We start from the raw sequence: 23130 nt of genomic DNA, 5'->3' as shown, positions 1-23130 counted from the left end.
CCCCGACGACGAGGTGCTGCCCCGGCGGCGCCGCCGGGTCCGGGCCACCGCGTACCCCACGGAACCACCGTCCCGGTCCCAGCCACCCCCACGCACCCCCGAAGAGGCCGCAGCGGCCCTCGGCGCGTTGCAGGCAGGGACCGCGGCCGCACGCAACGCCGCCGACCCCGAAGGGAACATCCCCCGATGACCAGCCGCACCTCCCGCGACACCGGCGATACCGCGTGGGTGCTCGATCCGATCCTGGAAATCCCCCATGTCCGCGCGGCCGTCCTGCTCACCAGGGACGGCCTCGTCTCCGGCTACTCCGACCGGCTCTCCCAGGCGTCCGCCGAACGCGTCGCGGCGATCACCAGCACCGTGCAGGGGGCCTGCCGCACCGCCGCGGCGGCCTTCGCGGACAAGGAGGGCGCGGAGGTGCGCCAGGTGGTCGTGGAATCCGACCACGGCTACATCCTCGTCGCCCCCACCTCGCACGGCACCTGTGTGGCCGCCTACGGCGACCCCGAGGTACGGCTCGATCTGCTCGCCCACCGGGTCCACTCGCAGGTGGCCCGGCTCGGTGAGAAAGCGATGGCGGCGGCGCCGCGCGGAGCCGTCGGCTCCGTACAGGCATGAGCGGGCGGCGCAGCGGGCGGCCGCTGGTGCCCGCGTACGTCTCCACCGGCGGCCGGACCAGGCCGAGCCGGAACAGCCTGGAACGGCTCTCGGTGCTGACCGGGCTGGCGATCTGTCCGCGCGAGCACACCGCCGGGGACGGCCGTCACCACGGTCCGGCGGGCTCCTGCGGCTCCGCCCTCTCCTCCCCCGCGCCCTTCCCTGCACCGGTCCCCGCGCCGATGTCCGCCCCGGCCCCCTCCCCGCTCCACGGGATGTCCCCGGCCCCGTACGCCACCGCCCCGGGGACACCCTGTACATCGGTGCGCGGCGGTCTCCCCTCGCGCGGTGCCGAGCCGCCCTTACCGCCCGCCGCGGAGCCGAAGGCCCCGGAGATACAGCACACGCCCCCGGTCCCCACCGATCTCCCCGCCGCCCAGCGCACCCTGCTGGACACCCTGGACGGCGGATCGCTCACCGTGGTGGAGACGGCGGCTCTGCTGGAGCTGCCCGTCTCCGCCGTCCGCGTCCTCGCGGCCCATCTGATCGATCTGGGTCTGGTGGGCTCCCGTCCGCCGATCCCCTACGCCGCCCAGCCCGACCTTGATCTGTTGGAGAGAGTCGCCGATGGCCTCCGCGCCCTCAAGCTCTAGCGGCCTGCACCTTCCGGACAGCGCCCGTGAACTGGTGAAGATCCTGGTCGCAGGCCCCTTCGGGGTCGGCAAGACCACCTTGATCGACTCCGTGTCCGAAATCCGACCCCTGCACACCGAGGAGCAGTTGACCGAGGCGTCCGTCGCCGTGGACGACCTCGCCGGGGTGCGCGACAAGACCACCACCACCGTCGCGATCGACTTCGGCCGCATCTCACTGAGCGGGGGGATCGTGCTCTATCTGTTCGGCACCCCCGGACAGGAGAGATTCCGCGCCCTGTGGGCCGATATCGCCTACGGGGCGCTCGGCGCCCTGGTGCTCGTCGACACCCGCCGCATCGACGACTCCTTCGAGGTGCTGGGGCTGGTGGAGGACGCGGGGCTGCCGTACGCGGTCGCGCTGAACACCTTTCCGGACGCCCGCCAGTACACCGAGGAGCAGTTGCGCACCTCGCTGGATCTGGAGCCCGGCACCCCGATGGTGCTCTGCGACGCCCGGGACACCCATGCCTCCATCGACGCGCTGATCGCCCTGGTGCAGCATCTGCTCCTGCGCTCCATCCAGGGCCACGACCTGATCCCGCCGCCCGAACAGGATCCGGGCCCGCCCAGGATCCCCGCCGAGGCGCTGCCCTTCCTCCCCGCGCAGAACGGCGTCGGTTTCGAGCCGCTGCTGCCGGACGGGCCCGGGCGGCTGAGCCACAACCGGTACCAGGGCCCGGGGCACGGCGGCGGACCGGAGCTGGAGACCTGGTGAACACCGTGCCCACCCCCTCCTCCCCGGCCGCCGCCGCACCGGCCGCCGGGGCGGGGGCGGTCCCGCCGCCGCACTCCGCCCCGTCGTCGGACGCCTTCTCGCTGGCCACCCCCGTCCGGCTGTGGGAGGACGGCTTCGCCGCCGACCCGCACGGCTACTACGAACTGCTCCGCTCCCAGGGCCCGGTGGGCTGGGGCGAACTGGCGCCCGGGATTCCCGCGTATGTGGTCACCGACCGCCGGGCGGCCCTCGATCTGCTCCACGACTCCGAGACCTGGTCGCACGACCCGCGCCCCTGGGAGACCACGATCGCGGAGGATTCGCCGATCCTCGGGATGATGCGCTGGCGGCCCAACACCCTCTGGTCGGACGGCCCGGCGCACATACGCTACCGGCGCACCCTGGTCGACGCCTTCAGCCTGGTCGAGCCGCACGATCTGCGGGAGCGGGTGCACCGGGCGGTGGACATCCTGGTCTCCCGGTTCGGCCCGGCGGGACACGCGGATCTCGTCTCCGACTTCTGCCGGCCGCTGATGGCGCTGATCTTCAACAATCTCTTCGGTCTGCCGGACAGCGAGAGCGCGCGGCTGGACGACGCCATGGCGCAGATGATCGAGGGCGCCGAGACCTCCGCACAGGCCGAGCTGGAGTACGGGCGGTACGTCTTCGAGCTGATCGCGCTGAAGATGACCCGGCGCGGCGACGATCTGACCAGCTGGCTGCTCGACCATCCGCTGCGGCTCACTCCCGAGGAGGTGACCTGGCAGGTCGTCCTCACCCTGGGCGCCGGGCACGAGCCGACCGCCAATCTGGTGTCGAACGCGCTCTCCCGGATCCTCGGCAATCCGGCCTACTACACGACGCTGACCAGCGGTTCCCGGCCGGTGATGGACGCGGTGCTGGAGGTGTTGCGCTATGAGACCCCGCTGGCGAACTACGGCGTCCACTTCGCCCGGAAGGCGCTCAGTTTCCACGGGGTGTGGGTGCGGGCCGCCGTGCCGGTGGTCATCTCCTACGGTGCGCTGGCCTACTTCGCGGAGAAGGAGGCGGGCGGGGTGCACCATCCGCATGACGCCTCGCATCTGTCCTGGTCGGCGGGGGCGCATGCCTGTCCGCTGAAGCAGCACACCCTGCTGATCGCGACCGAGGCGATCGAGCGGCTGACCCAGTGGCTGCCGGATCTCGATCCGGTGCTGCCGCGTGATCAGCTGACCTGGCGGCCGGGGCCGTTCCACCGGTCGCTGACGTCCTTCCCCGTACGCTTCGCGCCCCGTATCCCGGACCAGTCCGGCGACCGGCCCTGATCCGGCGGGCCCGCCGGATCGGGCGGAGGCGCGGTACGCCGCTCGCGGGGCCGGGCGTCAACCCGGCACCGCGGAACGGGGAATGCCGCGCGGGTGAATGCCGCCGCCCGCGCTCACGGGCCGTGTGCCCGGTCCGCCGGGGGCGGTTGGTCCCGGCCGCTCACGGGTCGTCGTCCGGGCCCTGCGGTCCGCTCGGGTTGTCCGGGCCGTCGCCGCCCTCCTGCTGGCCCTCGCCCGGCTCCAGCGGTCCGCCGCCGTGCGGATTCGGCAGATCGCCCTCGCACCTCGGCAGGGAATTCAGATTGTTCTTGTGGGTGCTGTCACCACTGGTCTGAATGAAGGTGCGTCCCTGGGAGCTGACCCCGAAGATCAGAAACGCTTTCTTCCCGTCCGCCTCGACAAAGTAACGCTCTCCCAGGCGCATGCGCTGCATCACATTGTCGCGGCTGAGGATCTCGTGTTTCCCCGGGGTGGTCTCCACGCCGAGCTGCCGGATTTTCGAGCCGCCGTGCGCGAAGGTGAAGCGGTCCACACAGACGATGCGGAACTCGCCGGCCATAATCGATCATCTCCATCACCGACTGGCCCCGCCGCACATTTTAGTCGTGGCGCGCCGCCCCCGCATCCGAGCGCACCGGGGACGGCCGTCGCTCCGGTCACGGAAGGGGATCGTCACGGCGGCCGCCGGATCCGACGCTACGCCGGGCCGCCGGGCCACGCCAATGGGAGTGCGCCCGCGCCCTCCCCGGCGGCGGCCGGGGTCAGCGGCCCCGCCCCGTCGCCGTCCCCTTGACCGCGTCCAGCGCGTACACACAGCGGTCCTTGCTGCATGCGTACACCACTCCGGCCCGCGCCACCGGTGAGCCGGTGATCTCGCCGCCGGTCGCCAGCTTCCAGCGGAGCTGTCCGCCGGCCGCGTCCAGGGTGTAGAGGACATGGTCGGCCGAGCCGAAGTGGACCCGGCCGTCGGCGACCACCGGGGTGCCGATGAGCTCGCCGCCCGCCGCGAACCGCCACATCGGGGTGCCGGTGACCGCGTCCAGGGTGTAGAGCGCGCTGCCGCTGCCGACATGCACATTGCCGGCGGTGACCAGCACCGGTTCGATCGACTGGCGGGCCTCGGTCGCGATCCGCCAGCGGTCCTTGCCGGTCGCGGCGTCGAGGGCGTACACCGTGCCGAGGTAGTCGGCGAGATAGACCCCGCCGCCGGTGACGGCCGGCCCCGGGGCGAAGGCGGGCGGCGAGAGGAAGACCGCCGGGGCCTCGAAGTGCCAGCGCACCAGCCCGGTCGCGACCTCCACCGCGAGCACCCGGGTCCCCGCCGAGACATACACCTGGCCGTCCGGGGCCGGCAGGAGCCGGACCGGGACACCGCCGCAGGAGGCCGCGTCGCCGATCGGATACGACCAGCGCTCCCGGCCGGTGCGGGCGTCCAGCGCGCGCAGCCGGGCGTCCTGCCAGACATAGGCGGTGCCGTCGGCGAGCAGCGGTCCGGCCTCCGGGGTCTCGAAGTCCGTCTGCGCCCCGGTCACCTCCCACAGCTTCTCGCCGCTGGACGCCTCCCACGCCTGGACACCGCCGCCGCGGGTGCCGGTGAGCACGGTGCCGCGCTCGGCCCGCAGGGAGTACACCCAGGCGTCCGTCTGGACCCGCCACCGCTCCTGGCCCTCGGCGGCGTCGAGCGCGTACAGCGTCGGCCCGTCGGAGGCGTGGATCCTGCCGCCGTCCACCGCCATCGCCCAGGCCACGTCGCGGGTCTTGAACTGCCGCCGGCCGGTGCCGACGTCCAGCGCGTGGACCTCGAAGGAGGTGACATAGAGCAGATCGCCCGCGACGACCGGGGTGCCCCAGACGTCGTTGGACATCCGGAACCGCCACGGCCGCCAGTGTGTGCCGGCCTCCGGCGGGACGGTGGGCTGCGGCGGCGCCGGTACGGGGGCGGCATGCGCGGGTCCCCGCGCGGCCGGGCGGCCGGTCCCGCCGTCCGCGCCCAGCGGGGGCCGGATCCAGCCCGTCGCCGGTCCGGCCTCGGCGACGGCGGCGCGGGCCGCGTCGGTCACCCGGGGGCCGGGGCCGATCGGCACCTGGACCCCCGGCAGCCGCACCGGCCCGGGGCCGGTCGCGACGCCGGTGCGCGGGTCCTCCCGCCGCGGCGGGGCCCGGTGCGCGCCGCCGCCCCACTCGGGCTCGGCGCGCGGCGGCGCCGACGGCATCGGCGGGGGCTGTACGGGGACGGGGGCGATGGTCCGCCCGCCGCCCCGGCGCTGCTCGATCATCGCCGTGGCCGGGCCGGGCAGCCAGGCCGAGGCCGTACCGCTGTCGTCCTGGCCGGAGGCGAAGAGATGCGGGGCGAGCTGGGCCTGGAGGTCCTCGGGGGTGGGCCGCTTGGTCTTGTCCATCTGCATGCAGGACTCGATCAGCGGGCGCAGCTCGTGCGGCAGTCCGGTGAGGTCGGGACCCTCGCGGAGCAGCATGAAGACGGTCTCGACCGGGTTGGCGCCGTGGAAGGGGGCGTGTCCGGTGGCGGCGAAGACCAGGGTGGAGCCGAGCGAGAAGACATCGGAGGCGCCGGTGACACTGCGCGAGTCCCTGGCCTGCTCGGGGGACATGTAGGCGGGGGTGCCGACGGCGACATTGGTCATGGTCAGCCGGGTGTTGGAGACACCGGAGGCGATCCCGAAGTCGATGACGCGCGGGCCGTCCTCGACCACCAGCACATTGGACGGCTTGAGGTCCCGGTGGACCAGCCCGGCGCCGTGGATGGACTGGAGCGCCTCGGCGATGCCCGCGGCGAGCCACCGCACCGCCTGGGCCGGGAGGGTGCCGCACTCATTCACTATTTCTTCCAGTGAGGGCGCGGGCACATAGGCGGTCGCCAGCCAGGGCACCGCGGCCCTGGGGTCGGCGTCCACCACGGCCGCCGTGTAGAAACCGCTGACGGCGCGGGCGGCCTCCACCTCACGGGTGAAGCGGACACGGAACAGCTGGTCCTCGGCGAGTTCGGTGCGCACGGTCTTGATCGCCACCCGGCGGCCGGACGCCGACCGGGCCAGATAGACCAGCCCCATGCCGCCGGCTCCGAGCCGGCCCAGCACCTCGAACGGACCGATCCGTCTCGGATCGTGCTGCGTCAGCTGCTCCATACCTGCCTGCCACCTCCCCGTTTGGGCCCTTGTCCCGCCACCGAGACCGTCACCGCCGGTCCCCTCAGCGGCTCCCGGCGGCGGTACCCACCCTGATTGTTCCTGTCTCGGGGCCCGGTTGCGAACCCGGGGGCGGATCGGGGTGTCTCATCCGTATTCGGGCACGAAACCCCGGTCCGGGCCGGTACCGTCCGCCGCGGACCATCGCCGGACTAGCGTTCGGGCTCCTCCAGTACGGCGAAGACCGCACCCTGATTGTCCATGAGTACGGCGATTCGCCCGTGCGGAATGTCGAACGGCGGGGCCTGCACCCGCCCCCCGAGGCGTACGACATCGGCGGCCGCGGCGTCGCAGTCCGCGACCGAGAAATAGACGAGAAAATGGTCGGGGAGCTCCGCGGGGAAGGCGACGGTGAGCACACAGCGGCCCGCGACCGCGGTGGCGGCCCCCGGCCCGGTGCCGCGCGGCGACCAGAGCCGGATGTCCATCAGCTCCCCCGACGTCCTCGGCAGATCCGTGGCGCCGTAGCCGAAGACCTCGGCGTAGAAGGGGTCCGAGCGCTCCTTCTCCCAGGTGTAGAGCTCGGCCCAGCAGTACGAGCCCGGGATGTCCCGCGCCTCGAATCCGGCCGGGGTGCCGGGGCCGCCGCCCGGCTGCCAGAGCCCGAACACGGCACCGGAGGGGTCGGCGGCCACCACGACCACATCGCCCGGACCGGACCCGCCGGGGGCGCCGGCGGGTCCCGCGCCCCCGGGCGGGACGAAGAGACGCCCGCCCGCGCGGGTGATCCGGTCCGCCAGCCGGGCGGCGTCGCCGGCCGCGAACCAGACGCTCCAGGACGTGGGCATACGGCCGTCGGTTTTCGCGGCGAGTGCGGCGGCGAGCTTTCCGTCCCGGAAGGCATCGGAACGGGAATGGTCCAGATCCCTGAAGGTCCAGCCGAAAATTTCCCCGTAGAAGCGCTTGCCCGCCTCGATATCGGGGAGGGCCACATCCACCCAGCAGGGGGCGCCCTCGGGAAATACGGCCATGGGATCGGCTCCTCATCCGTGCGCCTTACCCGCGCGTCCTGTGCGCCTTTACCCGCGCACCTCACCTGTGGGTATATCCCCACCTGTGCGCATTCCGGTCCCGAACGGGTGCGGATTCACCCGCCGAATTCACCGCGGCGGGCGTGGTGCTCATCACAGCCGAGCCAATGGGGCATGACGGGCATCGCACCGCATGAGCGGGCGATCGGCCCTCCCGCGCACCCGGCGGCGGCACCCCGCGGGACGGAAGCCGCCGGTCCGGGCGGGAGCCCCGGGGCGGATAAAATCGAACATGTGACCATGCGCCGCCCGGTGCGGCCGGGCGGGGCCCGCACCCCATTTGCAGTCGGCCGAATCGCGCGCCGATCACCCCTCGGTAAGCTGACGGCATGACAGGACAAGTACGCACCGTCGACGGCCGGGTGGCCGGACGACGCGGCCAGGCGACGCGGCAGAAGCTGCTCGACTGCCTCAGCGAGATGCTCAGCTCTTCGCCGTACCGGGATGTCAAAGTCATCGACGTGGCCCGGAAGGCGGGTACGTCCCCGGCGACCTTCTATCAGTATTTCCCGGACGTCGAAGGCGCCGTCCTCGAAATCGCCGAGGAGATGGCCAAGGAGGGCGCGTCCCTCACCGAACTGGTATCCGGACGCACCTGGGCCGGAAAAGCGGCCTGGGCGGCCTCGGAGGAACTGGTCGAGGGATTTCTCGACTTCTGGCGCCGCAATGACGCCATCCTCCGGGTGGTCGACCTGGGAGCGGCGGAGGGCGACAAACGGTTCTACAAGATCCGTATGAAGATCCTCAACTCGGTCACCAACTCCCTCACGGACGCGGTGAAGGAGCTCCAGGCCAAGGGCCGGGTGGACAAGGACGTCAGCCCCGCCGCGATCTCCGGTTCGCTCGTCGCGATGCTGGCGGCGGTCGCCTCGCACCAGAAGGGTTTCACCACCTGGGGTGTGAAGCAGGCGGAACTGAAGCCCAATCTGGCTCTCCTGGTCCATCTCGGCATCACGGGCCGCAAGCCCACGAAGTAGGGACCCGCGAGCGCGTCCGCCGCGGGCCCCCGCTCCGATCGGCCCGGGCCGGCGTCAGCCGTCCGTACCGGGTTTGACGCCCCAGATGTAGAGCTGGTCGTCGATGTCCAGCAGATCCCAGAGCTCCGCCGCGTCCGCGAGACGCAGATTCACACATCCCGCGGAGCCGCCGCCGTCATAGAGGTCGTCCAGCCGCCCGTGCAGGGCCTGCCCGCCGTCGAAGAACTGGGCGTACGGCATGGGGGCGTCCTCATAGATGTCGGACACATGGTCCCGGCTGCGCCAGTAGATGGTGTGGAGGCCGAGCCGGGTCTCCTCGCTGTCGCGTCCGGTGCGGATGGGCACGGGCGGGAAGATCACCGCGCTGCCGCGCTGCACCCAGAGCAGCTGCCGGTCCAGGTCGACACAGGTCACGCGGTGGGAGCGGACCGGGCAGTCGCCCGCCTCATTGGGGTTCTCCCGGGCGCCGAGGGCGACCGTCCACCGGTAGGTGGCGAGACGGGCGTAGCCATCGGCGGGTTCGAGTGCCTCGGCCCGCTGGAATTCACGGATGGCCGCACAGTCGGCGGCCGACTGGACACCGTCCGCGGGGCGCCCCAGATACTCCTCCAGCTGCCGCTGATACGGCCCGGTCCGGGCGGTGCAGGCGGTGTCCGCGACGGCCGGCCGCGCGGTGCCCGCGCCGGCGGGCCCGGCCAGGGTGACCACGAGGGCCAGGGCCGCCGTCAGCGCCCCGGCCGGTATCCGGCCCGGTATTCGTGTCCGGGGCGGGCGGGAGAGCGCCCCGCCCCTTCCGCCGGATGCCGCTCGTTCTCGCATGCCGTACTCCTGTCCTGTACGAAACCGCCGTCCCCGACTGTCTCCAGAGGTACCAGCGGTTCCCGCCGCCCGCCCCGGGCGGCGGGCCAAATCGGTGAAGCCGGCGCGCGGTCGCCGTGCGCGCCGAGGGCGCGGACAAGGCCGGTCGGCCTTGTCCGCGCCCTCGGTCAGGACCCGGGAAACCCGGTGTCAGCCCTTGTGGGGCTTGTCCTTGTCTCCCTTGCCGGGCTTGCCGGGCTCGCCGCGCTCGTTGGCGATCTCGACATGGATGCCCTCGGCGGCGTTCTCCTCCGTGATGACATACGGGCCGGTGACCGGGTTGTCCGGGAGGACATAGCCCTCGGGGACATCGGTCTCCAGCAGGTAGTACGTCCCGGTGTCCAGGCCGTCGAAGGTGCAGTTGCCCTCGGCGTCCGTGGAGCAGCCGTTGCCGATGGCGGTGTCGGGGTTGTCACCCGCGATCTGGAGACCGGGAACACCGTTGGTCTCCTGCCACAGCTCGAACACCGCGCCGGGCAGGTCGCGCCCGTTCTTGGCGTCCGTCTTGTGGAGGGTGATCTCGCCCTCCACCGGCGGAACCGGGGTCTTGGTGTTCCTCGCGGTCACCGTGACACCGGCCGGCGCGTTCTCGTCGGTGAGGACGAGCGGTCCGAAGACCGGATTGGCGGGCAGGTCGTAGCCGCTGGGTGCGGCCGTCTCCTGCCAGTAGTACGTACCCGTCTCGACCGTGCGCGAGCACTCACCGTCCGCGCCCGTGGTGCAGGGAGCGCCCACGGTGGTGTCGGGGTTGATCCCGATGGTCTGGAGACCGGGGATCCCATTGGTCTCCTCCCACAGCTGGAACACCGCGCCGGCGAGTACCGCACCGGTCTCGGAGTCCGTCTTGACGACCGTGACCTCACCGGTGACCGGGGCGGTCGCGGTGTTCGCGGCCGTGACGGTCACGCCCTGGGAGGCGTTGGCGGCCGTCAGGACCAGCGGTCCGAAGACCGGGTTGGCCGGGAGGTCGTAGCCGCTGGGTGCGGCCGTCTCGCGCCAGTAGTACGTCCCCGTCTCGACCGTGCGGCGGCACTCGCCGTTCGCGCCGGTCGTGCAGTCGCCGCCGATCTGGGTGTCGGGGTCGGCACCCCCGGTCTGGAGGCCGGGAACACCGTTGGTCTCCTCCCACAGCTGGAAGACGGCACCGGCGAGCGGTTCACCGCTGACCGAGTCCTCCTTGACCACCGTGACATCACCGGTGACCGGGGCGGTCGCGGTGTTCTCGGCGGTGATGGTCACACCCTGGGAGGCGTTCTCGTCGGTGAGGACGAGGGGCCCGAAGACCGGGTTGGCCGGGAGGTCGTAGCCGCTGGGTGCGGCGGTCTCCTGCCAGTAGTACGTCCCGGTCTCCACGGTGCGGCGGCACTCGCCGTTCGCACCGGTCGTGCAGGGCCCGCCGACGGTCAGGTCGGGGTTGGCACCCGTGGTCTGGAGACCGGCGATGCCATTGGTCTCCTCCCACAGCTGGAACACCGCGCCCGCGAGCAGGGCCTGGGTGTCCGCGTCGCGCTTCACCACCGTCACATCACCGGTCACCGGCGGGGTCGCCGAGTTCGCGGCCGTGACGGTCACACCCTGGGAGGCGTTCTCCGCCGTCAGGACGAGCGGTCCGAAGACCGGGTCGGCGGGCAGGTCGTAGCCGCTGGGGGCCGCGATCTCGCGCCAGTAGTAGGTACCGACCTCCACGGTGCGGCGGCACTCGCCGTTCGCACCGGTGGTGCAGTTGGCGCCGACCTGGGTGTCGGGGTTGGCACCCGTGGTCTGGAGACCGGCGATGCCATTGGTCTCCTCCCACAGCTGGAAGACCGCGCCGGGGAGCGGGTTGCCGCTCTGCGAGTCCTCCTTGACGACCGTCACATCGCCGGTCACCGCGGCCGTTGGGGTGTTGGAGGCATTGACGATGACGCCCTGGGAGGCGTTCTCGTCGGTGAGGACGAGCGGTCCGAAGACCGGGTTGGCCGGGAGGTCGTAGCCCGGCGGGGCCGCCGTCTCCTGCCAGTAGTACGTACCCGTCTCGACCGTGCGCGTGCACTCGCCATCGGCACCCGTGGTGCAGGGCCCGCCGATCGTGGTGTCCGGGTTGGCGCCGGTGGTCTGGAGACCGGCCACACCATTGGTCTCCGACCAGAGCTGGAAGACCGCGCCCGCGAGCGGGGCATCGGTCCCGGAGTCGGTCTTGACGACCGTGACCTCGCCGGTGACGATCGGGATCTCGTCGTTCTCGGCGGTGACCGTCACACCCTGAGCGGCGTTCTCCGCCGTCAGGACCAGCGGACCGAAGACCGGATTGGCCGGGAGCTGATAGCCCGGAGGGGCCGCCGTCTCCTGCCAGTAGTACGTCCCGGCCGGAACCGTACGGGTGCAGTCGCCCGCGGCATCGGTCGTGCAGGGGGCTCCGATCGTGGTGTCGGGGTCGGCACCGGTGGTCTGGAGACCGGGAACACCGTTGGTCTCCTCCCACAGCTGGAACACCGCGCCCGCGAGCAGGGCCTGGGTGTCGGCGTCGCGCTTCACCACCGTCACATCACCGGTGACCGGAGCGGTCGCGGTGTTCTCGGCGGTGACCGTCACACCCTGAGCGGCGTTCTCCGCCGTCAGGACCAGCGGACCGAAGACCGGATTCGCCGGCAGCTCATAGCCGGCCGGAGCGGCGGTCTCGCGCCAGTAGTAGGTACCGACCTCCACCGTGCGGCGGCACTCACCCGTCGCACCGGTCGTGCAGGCCGCGCCGACCTGGGTGTCGGGGTTGGCACCGGTGGTCTGGAGACCGGGGATCCCATTGGTCTCCTCCCACAGGTCGAACACGGCACCCGCGAGCGGGGCACCGGTCTCCGCGTCCTCCTTCACCACGGTCACATCACCGGTGACCGCGGCGGTCGGGGTGTTGGCCGCCGTGACGGACACACCGTCCGCGGCGTTGTCCTCGGTCAGGAAGAGGGGTCCGAAGACCGGGTTGGCCGGGAGGTCGTAGCCCGGAGGGGCCGCCGTCTCCTGCCAGTAGTACGTCCCCGTCTCGACCGTGCGCGTGCACTCGCCGTTCGCGCCGGTGGTGCAGGGCCCGCCGACGGTCAGGTCGGGGTTGGCACCCGTGGTCTGGAGACCGGCGATGCCATTGGTCTCCTCCCACAGCTGGAACACCGCGCCCGCGAGCGGGGCACCGGTCTGGAAGTCGGTCTTGACGACCGTGACCTCACCGGTGACCGGCGCGGTCGGGTTGTTCTCGACATCGATGTTGACGCCGTTGGGGGCGTTCTCCTCGGTGAGGGTGACCGGTCCGAAGACCGTGTCCGCCGGAAGGTCGTAGCCCGGCGGGGCCGCCGTCTCCTGCCAGTAGTACGTACCGAGCTCGACGATCTGCGAGCACTCGCCCACCGCGTTCGTGGTGCAGGGCGGGCCGACCTGGGTGTCCGGGTTGGCGCCGGTGGTCTGGAGACCGGCCACGCCATTGGTCTCCCTCCACAGCTGGAAGACCGCGCCCGCGAGCGGGTCACCGCTCACGGCGTCGGTCTTCTCCAGGGAGATCTCACCGGTGATCGGCGTCCTGCTGTTGTCGGCGTTGACGCTGACGCCGTCGGGCACATTGTCGATGGTCAGGACCAGCGGTCCGAAGACCGGATTGGCGGGGAGGTCGTAGCCGGGTGGCGGACTGACTTCCTGCCAGTAGTACATGCCCACATTCACGGTGCGGGAGCAGATGCCGTCCGCGCCGGTGGTGCAGGTTCCGTTGACCTGGGTGTCGGGGTCGGCACCGGTGGTCTGGAGACCGGGGGTGCCGTTGGTCTCCTCCCACAGCTGGAAGACCGCGCCCGCGAGCGGGGCCTGCGTGTCCGCGTCGCGCTTCACGACCTGGACGGGAGCCATGACCGGGGCGACATCGCAGTCGGGCAGGTCGCCGTTGAAGGGGTAGGCGTGGAATTCCTGGCCGCCGCCGGCACCGATCACACTGGTGTGGGTGACGGATCCGGTGGTGAAGAAGCGCCCGTTGGTGCCGGGCAGGGTGAGCGTGGTCTCGGAGGTCTGGTTGCCCACCAGAACGCTGCCCTGGAACTGGCCGGTGCCGCGCAGACCCACCGTGGTGGCGTCGGGGAAGTTCCACAGCAGCCGGTCGCGCAGGGCGTTGAGCGGGTCCGTGTCCGCGATGCCGCCGCTGTAGGTGTTGATCACCCGGTTGGCGCCGGTCACATTGACGAGGACGGTGGCGGTCGCCGGGATGTTGTTGAACACCAGCCCCTGCTGGCCGCCGCCCGCGGTCGTCATGTTGAAGTCGACGTTGAAGACCTGGAGCGCGGAGGTCCCGTCACCCGTGAACACGGTCTCGCCGCCGTTGTTGACGGCGGTTCCGGTGGCGGGACGGGGGCCGGTCTCATTCCTCGCGTAGCACTGGCTCGCGGACGTGAGCTGGTCGCGGAGCGCGGTGTAGGGCGCGGCGGCGTTCGGGTCCTGGACGACCGTACCGGTGATGGTGCCGGTGGCGGTGCCCGCGTGGCGGACCACTCCGCCGTCGGCGAGCAGTCGCTGGCCAGGGGCGATGGTGACATTGCCGCCGGTGGTCAGGAAGTCCGTACCGTCGTCCGGCGGCACGCGCGATCCGACACCGACGATGCCGATGTTGTAGATGACGCTGCCGAGCACGGACTTGTTCTGGTCGAAGTTGCCGAGTACGACAACCTTGCCCTCGGCCTCGGCGGCGCGCTCCCGGACCCGGAAGTCGCCGCCGACGAAGACATTGATGTTGTTGTCGCGGCCCATGATCGGGCCATTGCTGATCGGCGGATACGGGTCGGGACAGTCACCCGGGATACAGGGCCCCAGCCCGCCGGGCAGCGGGGCGGCGGCGCGGGCCGTGACGGACCGGGCCTCCTCCGCCTGCCCCGTCAGGGCCCCGACCGGGATCATGCCCGGTCCCAGGGCTAGCGCGGGCGCGGTCACGGTGAGGACCGCGCAGGCCATGCCCGCCGTCCACGCCCGTTGTCGCAGCCGCGCGAGGGTTGCTCTCATATCGTCGACTACTCCTGTGAGTCTGCTGGTGGTCCGGCAATTCCTCGTGCCAGGCTGAGCAGCAGGGGATACAGGGCGCGGACGACACTCCCGTAGGACAGAAATAAGGATCTGACAATCACCCGCCCGCCCGATCGAGTGCGGCCGATCGGTGCAAGGGCCGGGCGGCGGGGAGAGCGGAGCGGCCTCAGGCCGCCGGGCGGGCCAGGGCGCGATGCTCGGTGGGGCGTACCCCGAGGATGCGCTTGAAGGCCACGCTGAGCGCATAGGCGTTCGAGTAGCCGACCCGCCGGGAGACGGCGTCCACCGTGGCATCGGTCTCGGCGAGCAGGTCGGCGGCGCGGCAGATCCGCCATTCGGTGAGATACGCCATCGGCGACTGGCCCACCAGATCGCTGAACCGCCGGGCGAACCGGGCCCGGGAGACCCCGACCTCGGCGGCGAGCCCGGCGACGGTCCAGGGGCGGGCCGGATCGCAGTGGATCAGGCGTAAGGCGCGGCCGATGACGGGGTCGCTGTGGGCCGAATACCACGCGGGGGCGTGGTCGCCCGGCTGTTCGAACCACTCGCGGAGACTGGAGACGAGCAGCAGATCGAGGAGCCGGTCGAGAATCACCTGCTGTCCCGGGGTGCTCCGGGCGAGCTCGCGGTCGATCAGCTCCATGATCGGACAGCCTTCCCCCATCGCCGGCACCCGGACGACCCGCGGCAGCGCGGCGAGCACCCGCTGCGAGACACTGCCCCGGACCTGGTAGGTCCCCTTGAGCAGTACGGCGGAGTCCTGCCCGTCGTCCGAGCCGTATCCGCCCACCGGCGCGGGCCGCAGCGGGGTCCGGCCGTCCGGGTCGGTGCAGCGCTCGCCGCCGTGGACCACGTACAGCGGCTTCGTCCCCGGATCGTCGGAGACGGTGTACGGCTCCGGGCCGACCACCACCAGGACGTCCCGGGGCGCCAGGGGTATGGACGGATCCCCCTCCAGGGTCACCCAGGCGGTGCCGCGGACCATGGTGAGCAGGGCGAGCGGGGTCCGTTCGGCGAACCGGAACGACCAGGGCGGGGTGAGTGCGGACCGGTCGAAAAGGGCTCCCCTGGGGCGGACATCGTGCAGCAGGCTGGACAGCGCGTCATCCATGCCGGGAGTTTAGGCGGGCGGCGGAAGGCACCCTGAGACGACGGAACATCAGAGCGAGAGCGACAGCCATTGTCCGGCCGCGATGTGCGCCACTTCACTGGCCGTATGACGAATTCCACGACTGCCAACGACTCCCCCTCCGCGGTGCTGAACCCCGTTCTGGTGCTCGGCGGCACCGGGAAGACGGGCCGGAGGGTCGCCGAGGGCCTGCGCCGCGGCGGCTTCACCCCCCGGGTCGCCTCCCGCTCCGGCACGGTCCGGTTCGACTGGTCGGACCGGAGCAGCTGGGATTCCGCGCTGGCCGGCGTGCGCGCGGTCTATGTGGTCGACTCGATGAGCCCCGCGGCACCGGACGAGCTCCGCGCCTTCGGTGCGGCGGCCGCCGCGCAGGGGGTGGAGCGGCTGGTTCTGCTCTCCGCCCGGACCTGGTCGCAGCTGGACGACGGGAGCGGCGCCAAGCTCGCCGCCGAGCGGGCCGTCCAGGAGTCCGGACTGGAGTGGACGATTCTGCGCCCGGTCTGGTTCGCCCAGAATTTCACCGAGGACGAGAGCTTCGCGCCGCTCTTCGCCACGGGCGAACTGCGGCTGCCGACCGGCGACGGCCGGGAGCGGTTCGTGGATCTGGAGGATCTGGCGGATGTCGCGGTGGCGGCCCTGACGGAGCCCGGCCATCACGGCCGCATCTATGAACTGACCGGCCCGCGTGCCCTCAGCCTGGCCGAGGCGGTCGCCGAGCTCTCGGCGGCGTCCGGGCGCCCGCTGCGGTATGTGGCGGTGACGGACGAGGAGTACCGCGAGCAGGCCGCGGCGCGCGGCCATGAGAAGGGGTATGTCGACCTGCTGCTGACGCTCTTCCGGCATCTCCGCGCCAATGGCGGCATCGAGGCGGCGGACGGGGTCCGCGAGGCGCTGGGGCGCGAGCCGCGGGACTTCGCGGAGTACCTCGGGCGCGCGGAGTTCCCGCCCCCGGGGCCGACGGACACCGACGGCTCCTGAGGGAGGGTGGAGGCGCCTCTGTTGTCGGGGGCGCCTTCGCTTGTCGGGGGCGCCTCTGTTCGCCGGGGGCGCTTCCGCTGTTCCGGGGGTGCTGCTGGTTGCCGGGGTGCTTCTGGCTGCCGGGGGCGGGGCAGCGGGTCGGCGGGGGTCTCCGACCGGTCCGGGAGGGAAGCCCGGGCACGAGAAGAGCACGGCGCGGGTGACATCCGGGCCCCTGCCGGCGCCCGCATTCCGGTATCCGGGCCCTGTTGCCGCCCGCCCGCTTCCGGTATCCGGCCACCCGCCCCGAAAAATGTCCGCAAGAGGCGCAACCTCGGAGCGGGTTCGGCGCACACAAAGAGAAGTCCCGCACGGGGCACCGGCCCCGGCGGGACTCGTTAATCTCCGAGTGATTGCCGATTACCCGGCAATCACGACCTGTCCTCCCGCACCGGCGGCTCCCGGCGCGGGCAGGGCTTCACTCACGCCCGGGAATTCGAGCGGCGCATGCGTGCGGCTGAACGCGGCACAACGCCCGGGTCCCAGTCGTCGTCATCAGATTTGAACACTGATGCCCCCTTTCGTCTTTCTCTCTCCTTGCGGAGATATATCTGTGCACGCCGGATCACCTATCCGAACCGGCGCCTGAACTCATGCGCGGGCGCTCATCACCGCCATGGGCGGTGGTGTGCTCCGCGCTCCCCGAATCGCACCGGCGGCGGTCCCCATCGCCTGACCAGTGCGGCGCAGACCGGCCGGCCGGACCTCTGAGGTCCGGCCGACGGGCCGGCAGTGGCGGGCGACGCACGGACGGAGCCGGACGCCTTCGCCGTCGAAGGTGATCTCTGCGTGATGAAGCGGTGAACATCCACTTCACGGTGGTACACATCGATGGTCGCCGATGGCTCTGACAATCGGGAATGCCCACCTGAGTGACCGCGCCCACAACAGGCTCCACCAGGGGAGCCCGCCCCGGGCGGAGCCGAGCGGTCCGGGCCGGTGACCCGCGCGGCTCCGCGGATCGATCCGGTCCGGTACGCCCGCACGGCACGGCCGCGATCCATGGCGAGAACCGGAGGAACCGGGAAGAGCGCCCCCTCGGCCGGGACCTCGGCAGTGTCGCCGGCGGTCACCGGGCCCGCCCCGCCGGACCCCGCGCGCTCCGCGCACCGGCGGAGCGCGGTGGCTCCGGCAGGCACGGGGCGCGGCATTTCACGGCACTCGTCGGACCACAACGAGGCCGAAAATGCGGCGGGGTTGGCGAATCCGGTCATGGCTTCACTAAAACAGGGTACTGATGCGGCGCGCCACCGATTTTCCCGAGCACGCCGAAGTCACCGACCATGGAGGGCTCCGGATCGGCAACGTCCCTAATTCAGTTGGGAATCACCAGGGGATCATCCCCCGATGTGACGTAAAAGGCACAACGATCGGGCAACGCTGTACAACTATTTGCCGTTGCGCCAATTCAAGGGCGAGTCAGACGGAATAGTCGAATCCGACGGGTAATCCGGGCCTGATACGTGGCGTACGGGGGCCAGAGGACAAGCACGCCGGCCCAGGCCTCCTCGCGCTCCGCGCCCTCCAGCAGCCGGGCCCGTACCGGAATGCTCTCGCCCCGCCAGCTGATCTCCGCGTCCGGGTGCGCCAGCAGATTCGCCGTCCACGAAGGGTGCCCGGGGCGGCCGAAGTTGGAGCCGACGAGGATCCAGGAGCCGGCCTCCTCGGGCATGCAGGCCAGCGGGGTGACCCTGGGCAGGCCCGTCCGCGCGCCCCGGGTGGTGAGCACGACCCCGGGCAGCATCAGCGCGCTCAGCAGCACCCGGCCCCCGGTGAGCCGGTGCACCGCGCGGTCGACGGCCGGGATCACATGCGGAGCGACCCGGGCGAAGAGACGGGTGGAGGACACCGCGCGGACCAGCCGGACCCCCGCCGGCGCGGGACCGGGCGCGGCCGGCGCCGTCATCGGGCCGCCTCCCCCGCGCCGCCGGGTGCGGCCGGTGCGGCCTCCCCCGCGCCGCCGGGTGTGCCGAGTGCGGCCTCCCCCGCGCCGCCGGGGCTCGCGCAGGTCCCCGTGAACAGGCCCGCCGGCTCCGCCGACCGGGCCCGCAGCGCACGCACCGGGCCGAACGGCGGCCCGTCCGAGGCCGCCCGCGCGAAGGGGAGACGCGTCTCGTGCTCCCGGATGAATCCGATGCCGCCGTGCAGCTGAACCGCCTCCGCCTTCACCACACCCGTGCCGCCCCCGGACACCGGGCGGGCGCCGGGCCCGCCCCGGCCGGATCCCGGGCGGTGTCCGACCGCCTGGAACGAACCGATGGCCCGGCCGAATTGTTCCCGGTGGCGTACGCATTCCACCGTACGGTCCCAGCGCGACGCCGCCGCGCCCACCGCCTCGGCGGCGTCGCGGAGCTCCGCCCGGGCGCGGCGGCTCTTCCCGCCGGCCGAGGCGGTGCGGCGGCGGCGAGGCGGGCGGCCACCGGGTCCGGCTGCCGGGCGGTGCCCCGCCGGGTCGCGGTGGCCTCGGGGACGGCGGTATCCGGGAGGGAGGGAGCGGGCGCCGGGTCGCCGGCACAGGCACAGGCACGGGCCCCCGGCACATGCGGCCCGCCTCCCGCGCGGCCGGCTCCCCCGCCCCCTCCCCGGCACGAGGTCAGCCGGCCGCCGGCTCCCCGGACGGATCCGCTCCGGCCCCGCTCAGCACCCGGTGCACCAACTCGGTGATCAGCTCGCCCGCTTCCTCCCCCGGGAAGACCTCCGGCAGGGTGAGCCGCTCCACCACCAGCCAGTTCGCGGCCAGATAGATCATCTTGACCGCGTCCGGGTCGCCGGGCAGCCCGGCCGCGATGTGTCCCTCGACATTGGCCGCCACATCGTCGCGGACGCGTTCGGTCAGCAGCGCCCGCAGCGCGGGGCGGCGGGTGGCCTCCAGCCGCAGCTCCAGCAGGGCGAGATATCCGGTGCGGAAAGTGGTGACGCGCTCCACCACCTCACGCACCAGCTCCGCCGTCCGCTCCCGGGTCCCCGGCCCGTCGGCCATCGCGGCGATGGCCGCGTCGTCGGGGCGCATCCGCTCATAGATCCGCGCACCGGCCTGGTTGAGCAGGTCATCGCGGTTGGCGAAGTAGTTGGACGCGGTCCCGTTGGGCACGGCGGCCTCGGTGTCGACGGCCCGGAAGGTGAGCCCGCGCGCGCCGTCCCGGGCCAGTACCTCGATGGCCCCGTCGACCAGCGCGGCGCGCCGGGCCAGGTTCTGGCGCATGGGCCACCTCCGTTGTCGTCGCTGACCACTATAGGCGGAGTGCTCAGAGCCCGGTCCGGCCCGTCCGACTGGTGTTGACTGGCCCGGTGAACACGTCCGGGGCAGGAGAAGGGGACAAGGACATGGGTGACGGCGGCCGGCGGCAGGCGGAATTCCGGGCACTGCTGCACACTCTGCGAGTCTGGGAATCACCCCTCCCCTCCTTTGACCCGGCGACCGCGCCGGACGCGCCGCTGCCGCTGTTCCACCAGTGGTTCGCGGAGGCGGTGGCGGCCGGCCAGCCCGAGCCGCACACCATAACCCTCGCGACCGTCGACGGACGCCTCCGCCCCGATCTCCGGGTGCTGATGCTCCATGACGCCGACGAGCGCGGCTGGCACTTCGCCTCCCACACCACCAGCGCCAAGGGCCGGCAGCTCGCCGTGCACCCCGATGCCGCGCTGGGCTTCTACTGGCCGTCCCGGGGGCGCCAGGTGCGACTGCGCGGCAGGGTGACGGCCCTCGGCCCGGCGGAGAGCCGCGCCGATCTGCGGGCCCGCTCGACGGGTGCGCTGGCCGCCGCGCTCACCGGCCGGCAGAGCGAGCTCCTCGCCTCGCCGGACGAACTGGCGGTCGCCTCCCGGGCGGCCCGGGAACGCGCCGGAGCCGAGCCGGACGCCGCCGTACCGACATGGACGCGATATGTCCTGGCCCCGGACGAGGCGGAGTTCTTCCAGGGCGACGCGGCACGGCAGCACGTACGGCTCCGCTACCGCCGCCGGGACACGGGCGACGGCGCCTGGGCCCGGGAACTGCTCTGGCCCTGACGGCGCACCGGACAGCCCGGGGCCGGCTCCCCGGACACCGGGGCACTCCGATCGCGCCGCCGGGAGACCGGGGCACTCCGCCCGCCCCCCTCCCCCACCCACCCACCTGACGTTTCATCAGTTCGGTCTTCAATTGACCGAACCCGGCCACCCCCACACAAGAGGCACGCGGAATCGGTCGGTGACCGGTCAGTAGTGGCCAAATGAAGTGGGAGCGTGATCAATTCGGTACCGATTCCCGTCTTGACTGAGACCCATCAACCGAGTGCGGCAGTACGCTCACGCCTCATGGCCGGTGAAAAGGGCAGAGGCAGAGACGTCATCGGCGCGGATGACAGAACGGACGACAGACCCGTCTATGTCATCGGCGGCGGCCCCGGCGGACTCTCGGCGGCGGCGGCACTGCGCGAACGCGGCGTACGCGCGGTGGTCCTGGAGAGATCCGATGCCATCGGATCCTCATGGCGCGGCCACTACGACCGGCTCCGTCTCCACACCACCCGGCGCCACTCCGCCCTGCCCGGCCTCGCGATACCGCGCTCCTTCGGCCGGTGGGTCTCCCGCGACCACATGGTCCGTTATCTGGAGAAGTACGCGGAATTCCACGAGCTGGACATCGTGACCGGGGTCGAGGTCTCCCGTATCGAACGGGCCGGCGCCGACTGGGTTCTGCATGCGACCGGCGGCCGGCGCCTGACCGGCCGGGCCGTCGTCATCGCCACCGGCCACAGCCACACCCCCGCCGTCCCCGAGTGGCCCGGCCGCGACAGCTGGACCGGCGAGCTGCTGCACGCGGCCGAGTACCGCGACCCGGCCCCCTACCGGGGCCGGGACGTCCTGGTCGTGGGCATCGGCAACACCGGCTCCGAGATCGCCCTCGACCTGGCGGAGGGCGGCGCGGCCCGGGTCCGTATCGCCGTCCGCACACCCCCGCACATCGTCCGCCGCTCCACCCTCGGCTGGCCCGCACAGCGAAGCGGAATCCTGGTACGGCGGCTGCCCCGGTGGCTGGTCAACCTTCTGTGCACCGTTCAGCGCCGGCTCTTCCTCCCCGACCTCACCCCCTATGGCCTGCCAGTACCGCGCAAGGGTCTGTATGCGCGGGTCAAGGACGGGGCGATCCCCGTCCAGGACGCGGGTTTTGTCGCGGCGGTACGGAAGCGGAAGATCGAGGTGGTGGCGGCACTGGAGTCGTTCGAGGGAGAGAAGGCGGTCCTGGCGGACGGCGGCCGGATCACCCCGGAGGCGGTGATCATGGCGACGGGCTACCGCCGCGGCCTGGAGGAGCTGGTCGGCCACCTCGGAGTGCTCGACGCGCGGGGCCGCCCGATGGTGCGCGGCGGGCGTACGCCGAAGCAGGCGCCGGGGCTGTACTTCACCGGATTCACCAACCCGATCAGCGGGATGCTGCGGGAGATCGCCCGCGACGCCCCGCGCATCGCCAGGGCGCTGAGAAAGTCATGACCGGTACCCGGACCGCCGGCCGGGCCGGGACGGGCTGGAGCGCCACCCGGGCCTGGGCGGATTCCCTGCTGCCGGACGGAAGCGAGATCCGCGGCGCGGCCCGGCTGCACGGCGGCTGGACCTCCGAGATGCGCCGGCTCTCGCTCACCGGGCCGCCCGGCGAGGCGGTCCTGCGCTCCTTCGTCCAGCCCTTCTTCCTCCGGCACGCCGAGGGCCTGCTGACACGCGAGGCGGACATTCTGCGCCTCCTCGCGGAGACCGCGATTCCGGCCCCGCGCCTGTACGGAGTCGACGCGGCGGCGCTCCACTGCGACCATCCGTCGCTGCTGATGTCCCTGCTCCCCGGCGGCGTACGGCTGCACGACACCGGCGCGGACGGCCGCGCGGCGCTGCTGGCCCGCCGGCTGGTCGCCATCCACGGCATACGGCCCGCGGCCCGCCCCCGCGACTACCAGGCGTGGACCGCGCCGGAACGCGTGACCGCACCGGTGTCCACGGCCCGCCCGGAGCTGTGGCGGCGCGCGGTGGACGTCATCCGCCGGGACCCGCCCGCGTACGAGGGAAGCTTTCTGCACCGGGACTTCCACCCCGGCAACGTCCTCTTCGAGGGGGACGGCCCCACCCTGCGCGTCAGCGGTGTCGTGGACTGGGTGGAGACCTCCTGGGGCCCGGCCGATCTGGATGTCGCCCACTGCTCGACCGCGCTCGCCCTGCTGCACGGCGTCCATACGGGCATGACCTTCGCCGACCACTACGCGGCGGCCGGCGGCACCCTCTCCCCGGACCCGCGCGGCCATCTGTACTGGCGGCTGCTGGACGCGCTCGCCTTCGCCCCGGAAGCGGAGAAGGTCGCGGTGCCCTGGCGCGAGCTCGGCCGCACCGACCTCACACCGGAGCTGCTGACCCGGCGGCTGGAGGAGTATCTGTCGGCGCTCTTCGAGCGGTACGGCGCCGCCGGATGAGGGTCCCGGGGTCCGCGGGTATCCGCCTGACGTGTGATTTCGCGGACCGGTCCGCCGCGCCGCGGCCGGGCGGCTTGACGGGGGCGGGGGCCGGGCGTTCCATGTGATCACGGCGTGAAGCCACGATCACCACCCTCACCGGACGAGCCGC

At 72.3% G+C, this 23130-nt stretch carries 16 protein-coding genes and 2 pseudogenes; 9 read left to right on the top strand and 9 right to left on the bottom strand.

The genetic code is table 11. From position 1 onward, the window contains the following. Positions 1 to 186 precede the first annotated feature (186 nt). The 4 genes and pseudogenes from AAFN69_RS33395 to AAFN69_RS33380 all read left to right on the top strand — a co-directional run bounded on the left by AAFN69_RS33395 (position 187) and on the right by AAFN69_RS33380 (position 3311). A complete protein-coding gene (locus AAFN69_RS33395) occupies positions 187 to 618 on the top strand; it encodes a roadblock/LC7 domain-containing protein (protein WP_347732671.1) in 432 nt (143 codons plus the stop codon). A gap of 389 nt (positions 619 to 1007) precedes the next feature. After that, positions 1008 to 1250: pseudogene (locus tag AAFN69_RS33390) on the top strand (DUF742 domain-containing protein); the annotation flags it as partial. Beyond that, positions 1225 to 1800 (top strand): annotated as a pseudogene (locus tag AAFN69_RS33385) (ATP/GTP-binding protein); the annotation flags it as partial. The pseudogenes AAFN69_RS33390 and AAFN69_RS33385, both read left to right, overlap by 26 nt. A 308-nt stretch (positions 1801 to 2108) precedes the next feature. Beyond that, complete coding sequence (locus AAFN69_RS33380; RefSeq protein WP_347732677.1) at positions 2109 to 3311, top strand: cytochrome P450; 1203 nt, start codon at positions 2109 to 2111, stop codon at positions 3309 to 3311. 160 nt (positions 3312 to 3471) lie between these two features. Here AAFN69_RS33380 and AAFN69_RS33375 read toward each other — a convergent pair whose 3' ends face one another. From AAFN69_RS33375 to AAFN69_RS33365, 3 genes are all read right to left on the bottom strand, one after another. Next, positions 3472 to 3870, bottom strand: coding sequence for a DUF3892 domain-containing protein (locus tag AAFN69_RS33375; RefSeq protein WP_347732670.1), 399 nt, complete (start codon positions 3868 to 3870; stop codon positions 3472 to 3474). Positions 3871 to 4072: 202 nt separating this feature from the next. Next, positions 4073 to 6454, bottom strand: a complete 2382-nt coding sequence (locus AAFN69_RS33370) for a PQQ-binding-like beta-propeller repeat protein (RefSeq protein WP_347732669.1) — start codon at positions 6452 to 6454, stop codon at positions 4073 to 4075. 212 nt (positions 6455 to 6666) lie between these two features. Beyond that, on the bottom strand, positions 6667 to 7485 hold the full coding sequence (locus tag AAFN69_RS33365) for a VOC family protein (protein WP_347732668.1): 819 nt from the start codon (positions 7483 to 7485) through the stop codon (positions 6667 to 6669). Between the two features lie 389 nt (positions 7486 to 7874). Between AAFN69_RS33365 and AAFN69_RS33360 the strand changes: the two genes are divergently transcribed. After that, positions 7875 to 8522, top strand: a complete 648-nt coding sequence (locus AAFN69_RS33360; protein ID WP_347732667.1) for a TetR family transcriptional regulator — start codon at positions 7875 to 7877, stop codon at positions 8520 to 8522. A gap of 54 nt (positions 8523 to 8576) precedes the next feature. Here the strand turns inward: AAFN69_RS33360 and AAFN69_RS33355 are convergent, their stop codons facing one another. From AAFN69_RS33355 to AAFN69_RS33345, 3 genes are all read right to left on the bottom strand, one after another. Further along, positions 8577 to 9341 carry a L,D-transpeptidase gene (locus tag AAFN69_RS33355; RefSeq protein ID WP_347732666.1) on the bottom strand — a complete coding sequence of 255 codons (765 nt, stop codon included), beginning with the start codon at positions 9339 to 9341 and terminating at the stop codon, positions 8577 to 8579. A 189-nt stretch (positions 9342 to 9530) separates the two neighbouring features. After that, positions 9531 to 14378 (bottom strand): SpaA isopeptide-forming pilin-related protein, encoded by a 4848-nt coding sequence (locus AAFN69_RS33350; RefSeq protein ID WP_347732665.1) that lies wholly within the window; start codon positions 14376 to 14378, stop codon positions 9531 to 9533. Positions 14379 to 14565: 187 nt separating this feature from the next. Beyond that, a complete protein-coding gene (locus tag AAFN69_RS33345) occupies positions 14566 to 15510 on the bottom strand; it encodes an AraC family transcriptional regulator (RefSeq protein WP_347732664.1) in 945 nt (314 codons plus the stop codon). Between the two features lie 105 nt (positions 15511 to 15615). Here AAFN69_RS33345 and AAFN69_RS33340 point away from each other — a divergent pair, with 105 nt between their 5' ends. Further along, positions 15616 to 16506: an NAD(P)H-binding protein gene (locus AAFN69_RS33340; protein WP_347732663.1), complete on the top strand. Its 891-nt coding sequence runs from the start codon at positions 15616 to 15618 to the stop codon at positions 16504 to 16506. 1447 nt (positions 16507 to 17953) lie between these two features. On the opposite strand, the gene AAFN69_RS33335 is transcribed toward AAFN69_RS33340, so the two are convergent. The 3 genes from AAFN69_RS33335 to AAFN69_RS33325 form a co-directional block, all read right to left on the bottom strand. Next, a complete protein-coding gene (locus tag AAFN69_RS33335) occupies positions 17954 to 18451 on the bottom strand; it encodes a nitroreductase family deazaflavin-dependent oxidoreductase (RefSeq protein WP_347732662.1) in 498 nt (165 codons plus the stop codon). Then, on the bottom strand, positions 18448 to 18843 hold the full coding sequence (locus AAFN69_RS33330; RefSeq protein ID WP_347732661.1) for a hypothetical protein: 396 nt from the start codon (positions 18841 to 18843) through the stop codon (positions 18448 to 18450). Before AAFN69_RS33330 ends, AAFN69_RS33335 begins: the two co-directional genes overlap by 4 nt. A gap of 295 nt (positions 18844 to 19138) precedes the next feature. Beyond that, entirely contained in the window at positions 19139 to 19747 is a 609-nt protein-coding gene (locus AAFN69_RS33325; RefSeq protein ID WP_347732660.1) for a TetR family transcriptional regulator, read from the bottom strand. A gap of 122 nt (positions 19748 to 19869) precedes the next feature. Between AAFN69_RS33325 and AAFN69_RS33320 the strand changes: the two genes are divergently transcribed. The 3 genes from AAFN69_RS33320 to AAFN69_RS33310 all read left to right on the top strand — a co-directional run bounded on the left by AAFN69_RS33320 (position 19870) and on the right by AAFN69_RS33310 (position 22979). Next, positions 19870 to 20553: a pyridoxal 5'-phosphate synthase gene (locus tag AAFN69_RS33320; RefSeq protein ID WP_347732676.1), complete on the top strand. Its 684-nt coding sequence runs from the start codon at positions 19870 to 19872 to the stop codon at positions 20551 to 20553. A gap of 288 nt (positions 20554 to 20841) precedes the next feature. After that, complete coding sequence (locus tag AAFN69_RS33315) at positions 20842 to 22017, top strand: NAD(P)/FAD-dependent oxidoreductase (protein ID WP_347732659.1); 1176 nt, start codon at positions 20842 to 20844, stop codon at positions 22015 to 22017. After that, a complete protein-coding gene (locus AAFN69_RS33310) occupies positions 22014 to 22979 on the top strand; it encodes an aminoglycoside phosphotransferase family protein (RefSeq protein ID WP_347732658.1) in 966 nt (321 codons plus the stop codon). Before AAFN69_RS33315 ends, AAFN69_RS33310 begins: the two co-directional genes overlap by 4 nt. The last annotated feature ends 151 nt before the right edge of the window (positions 22980 to 23130 follow it).

The organism is Streptomyces sp. CAU 1734, assembly GCF_039888735.1.
GTDB lineage: Bacteria > Actinomycetota > Actinomycetes > Streptomycetales > Streptomycetaceae > Streptomyces.
The sequence above is the reverse complement of the archived record's forward strand: the minus strand, read 5'-3'. Positions and strand labels throughout refer to the sequence as shown.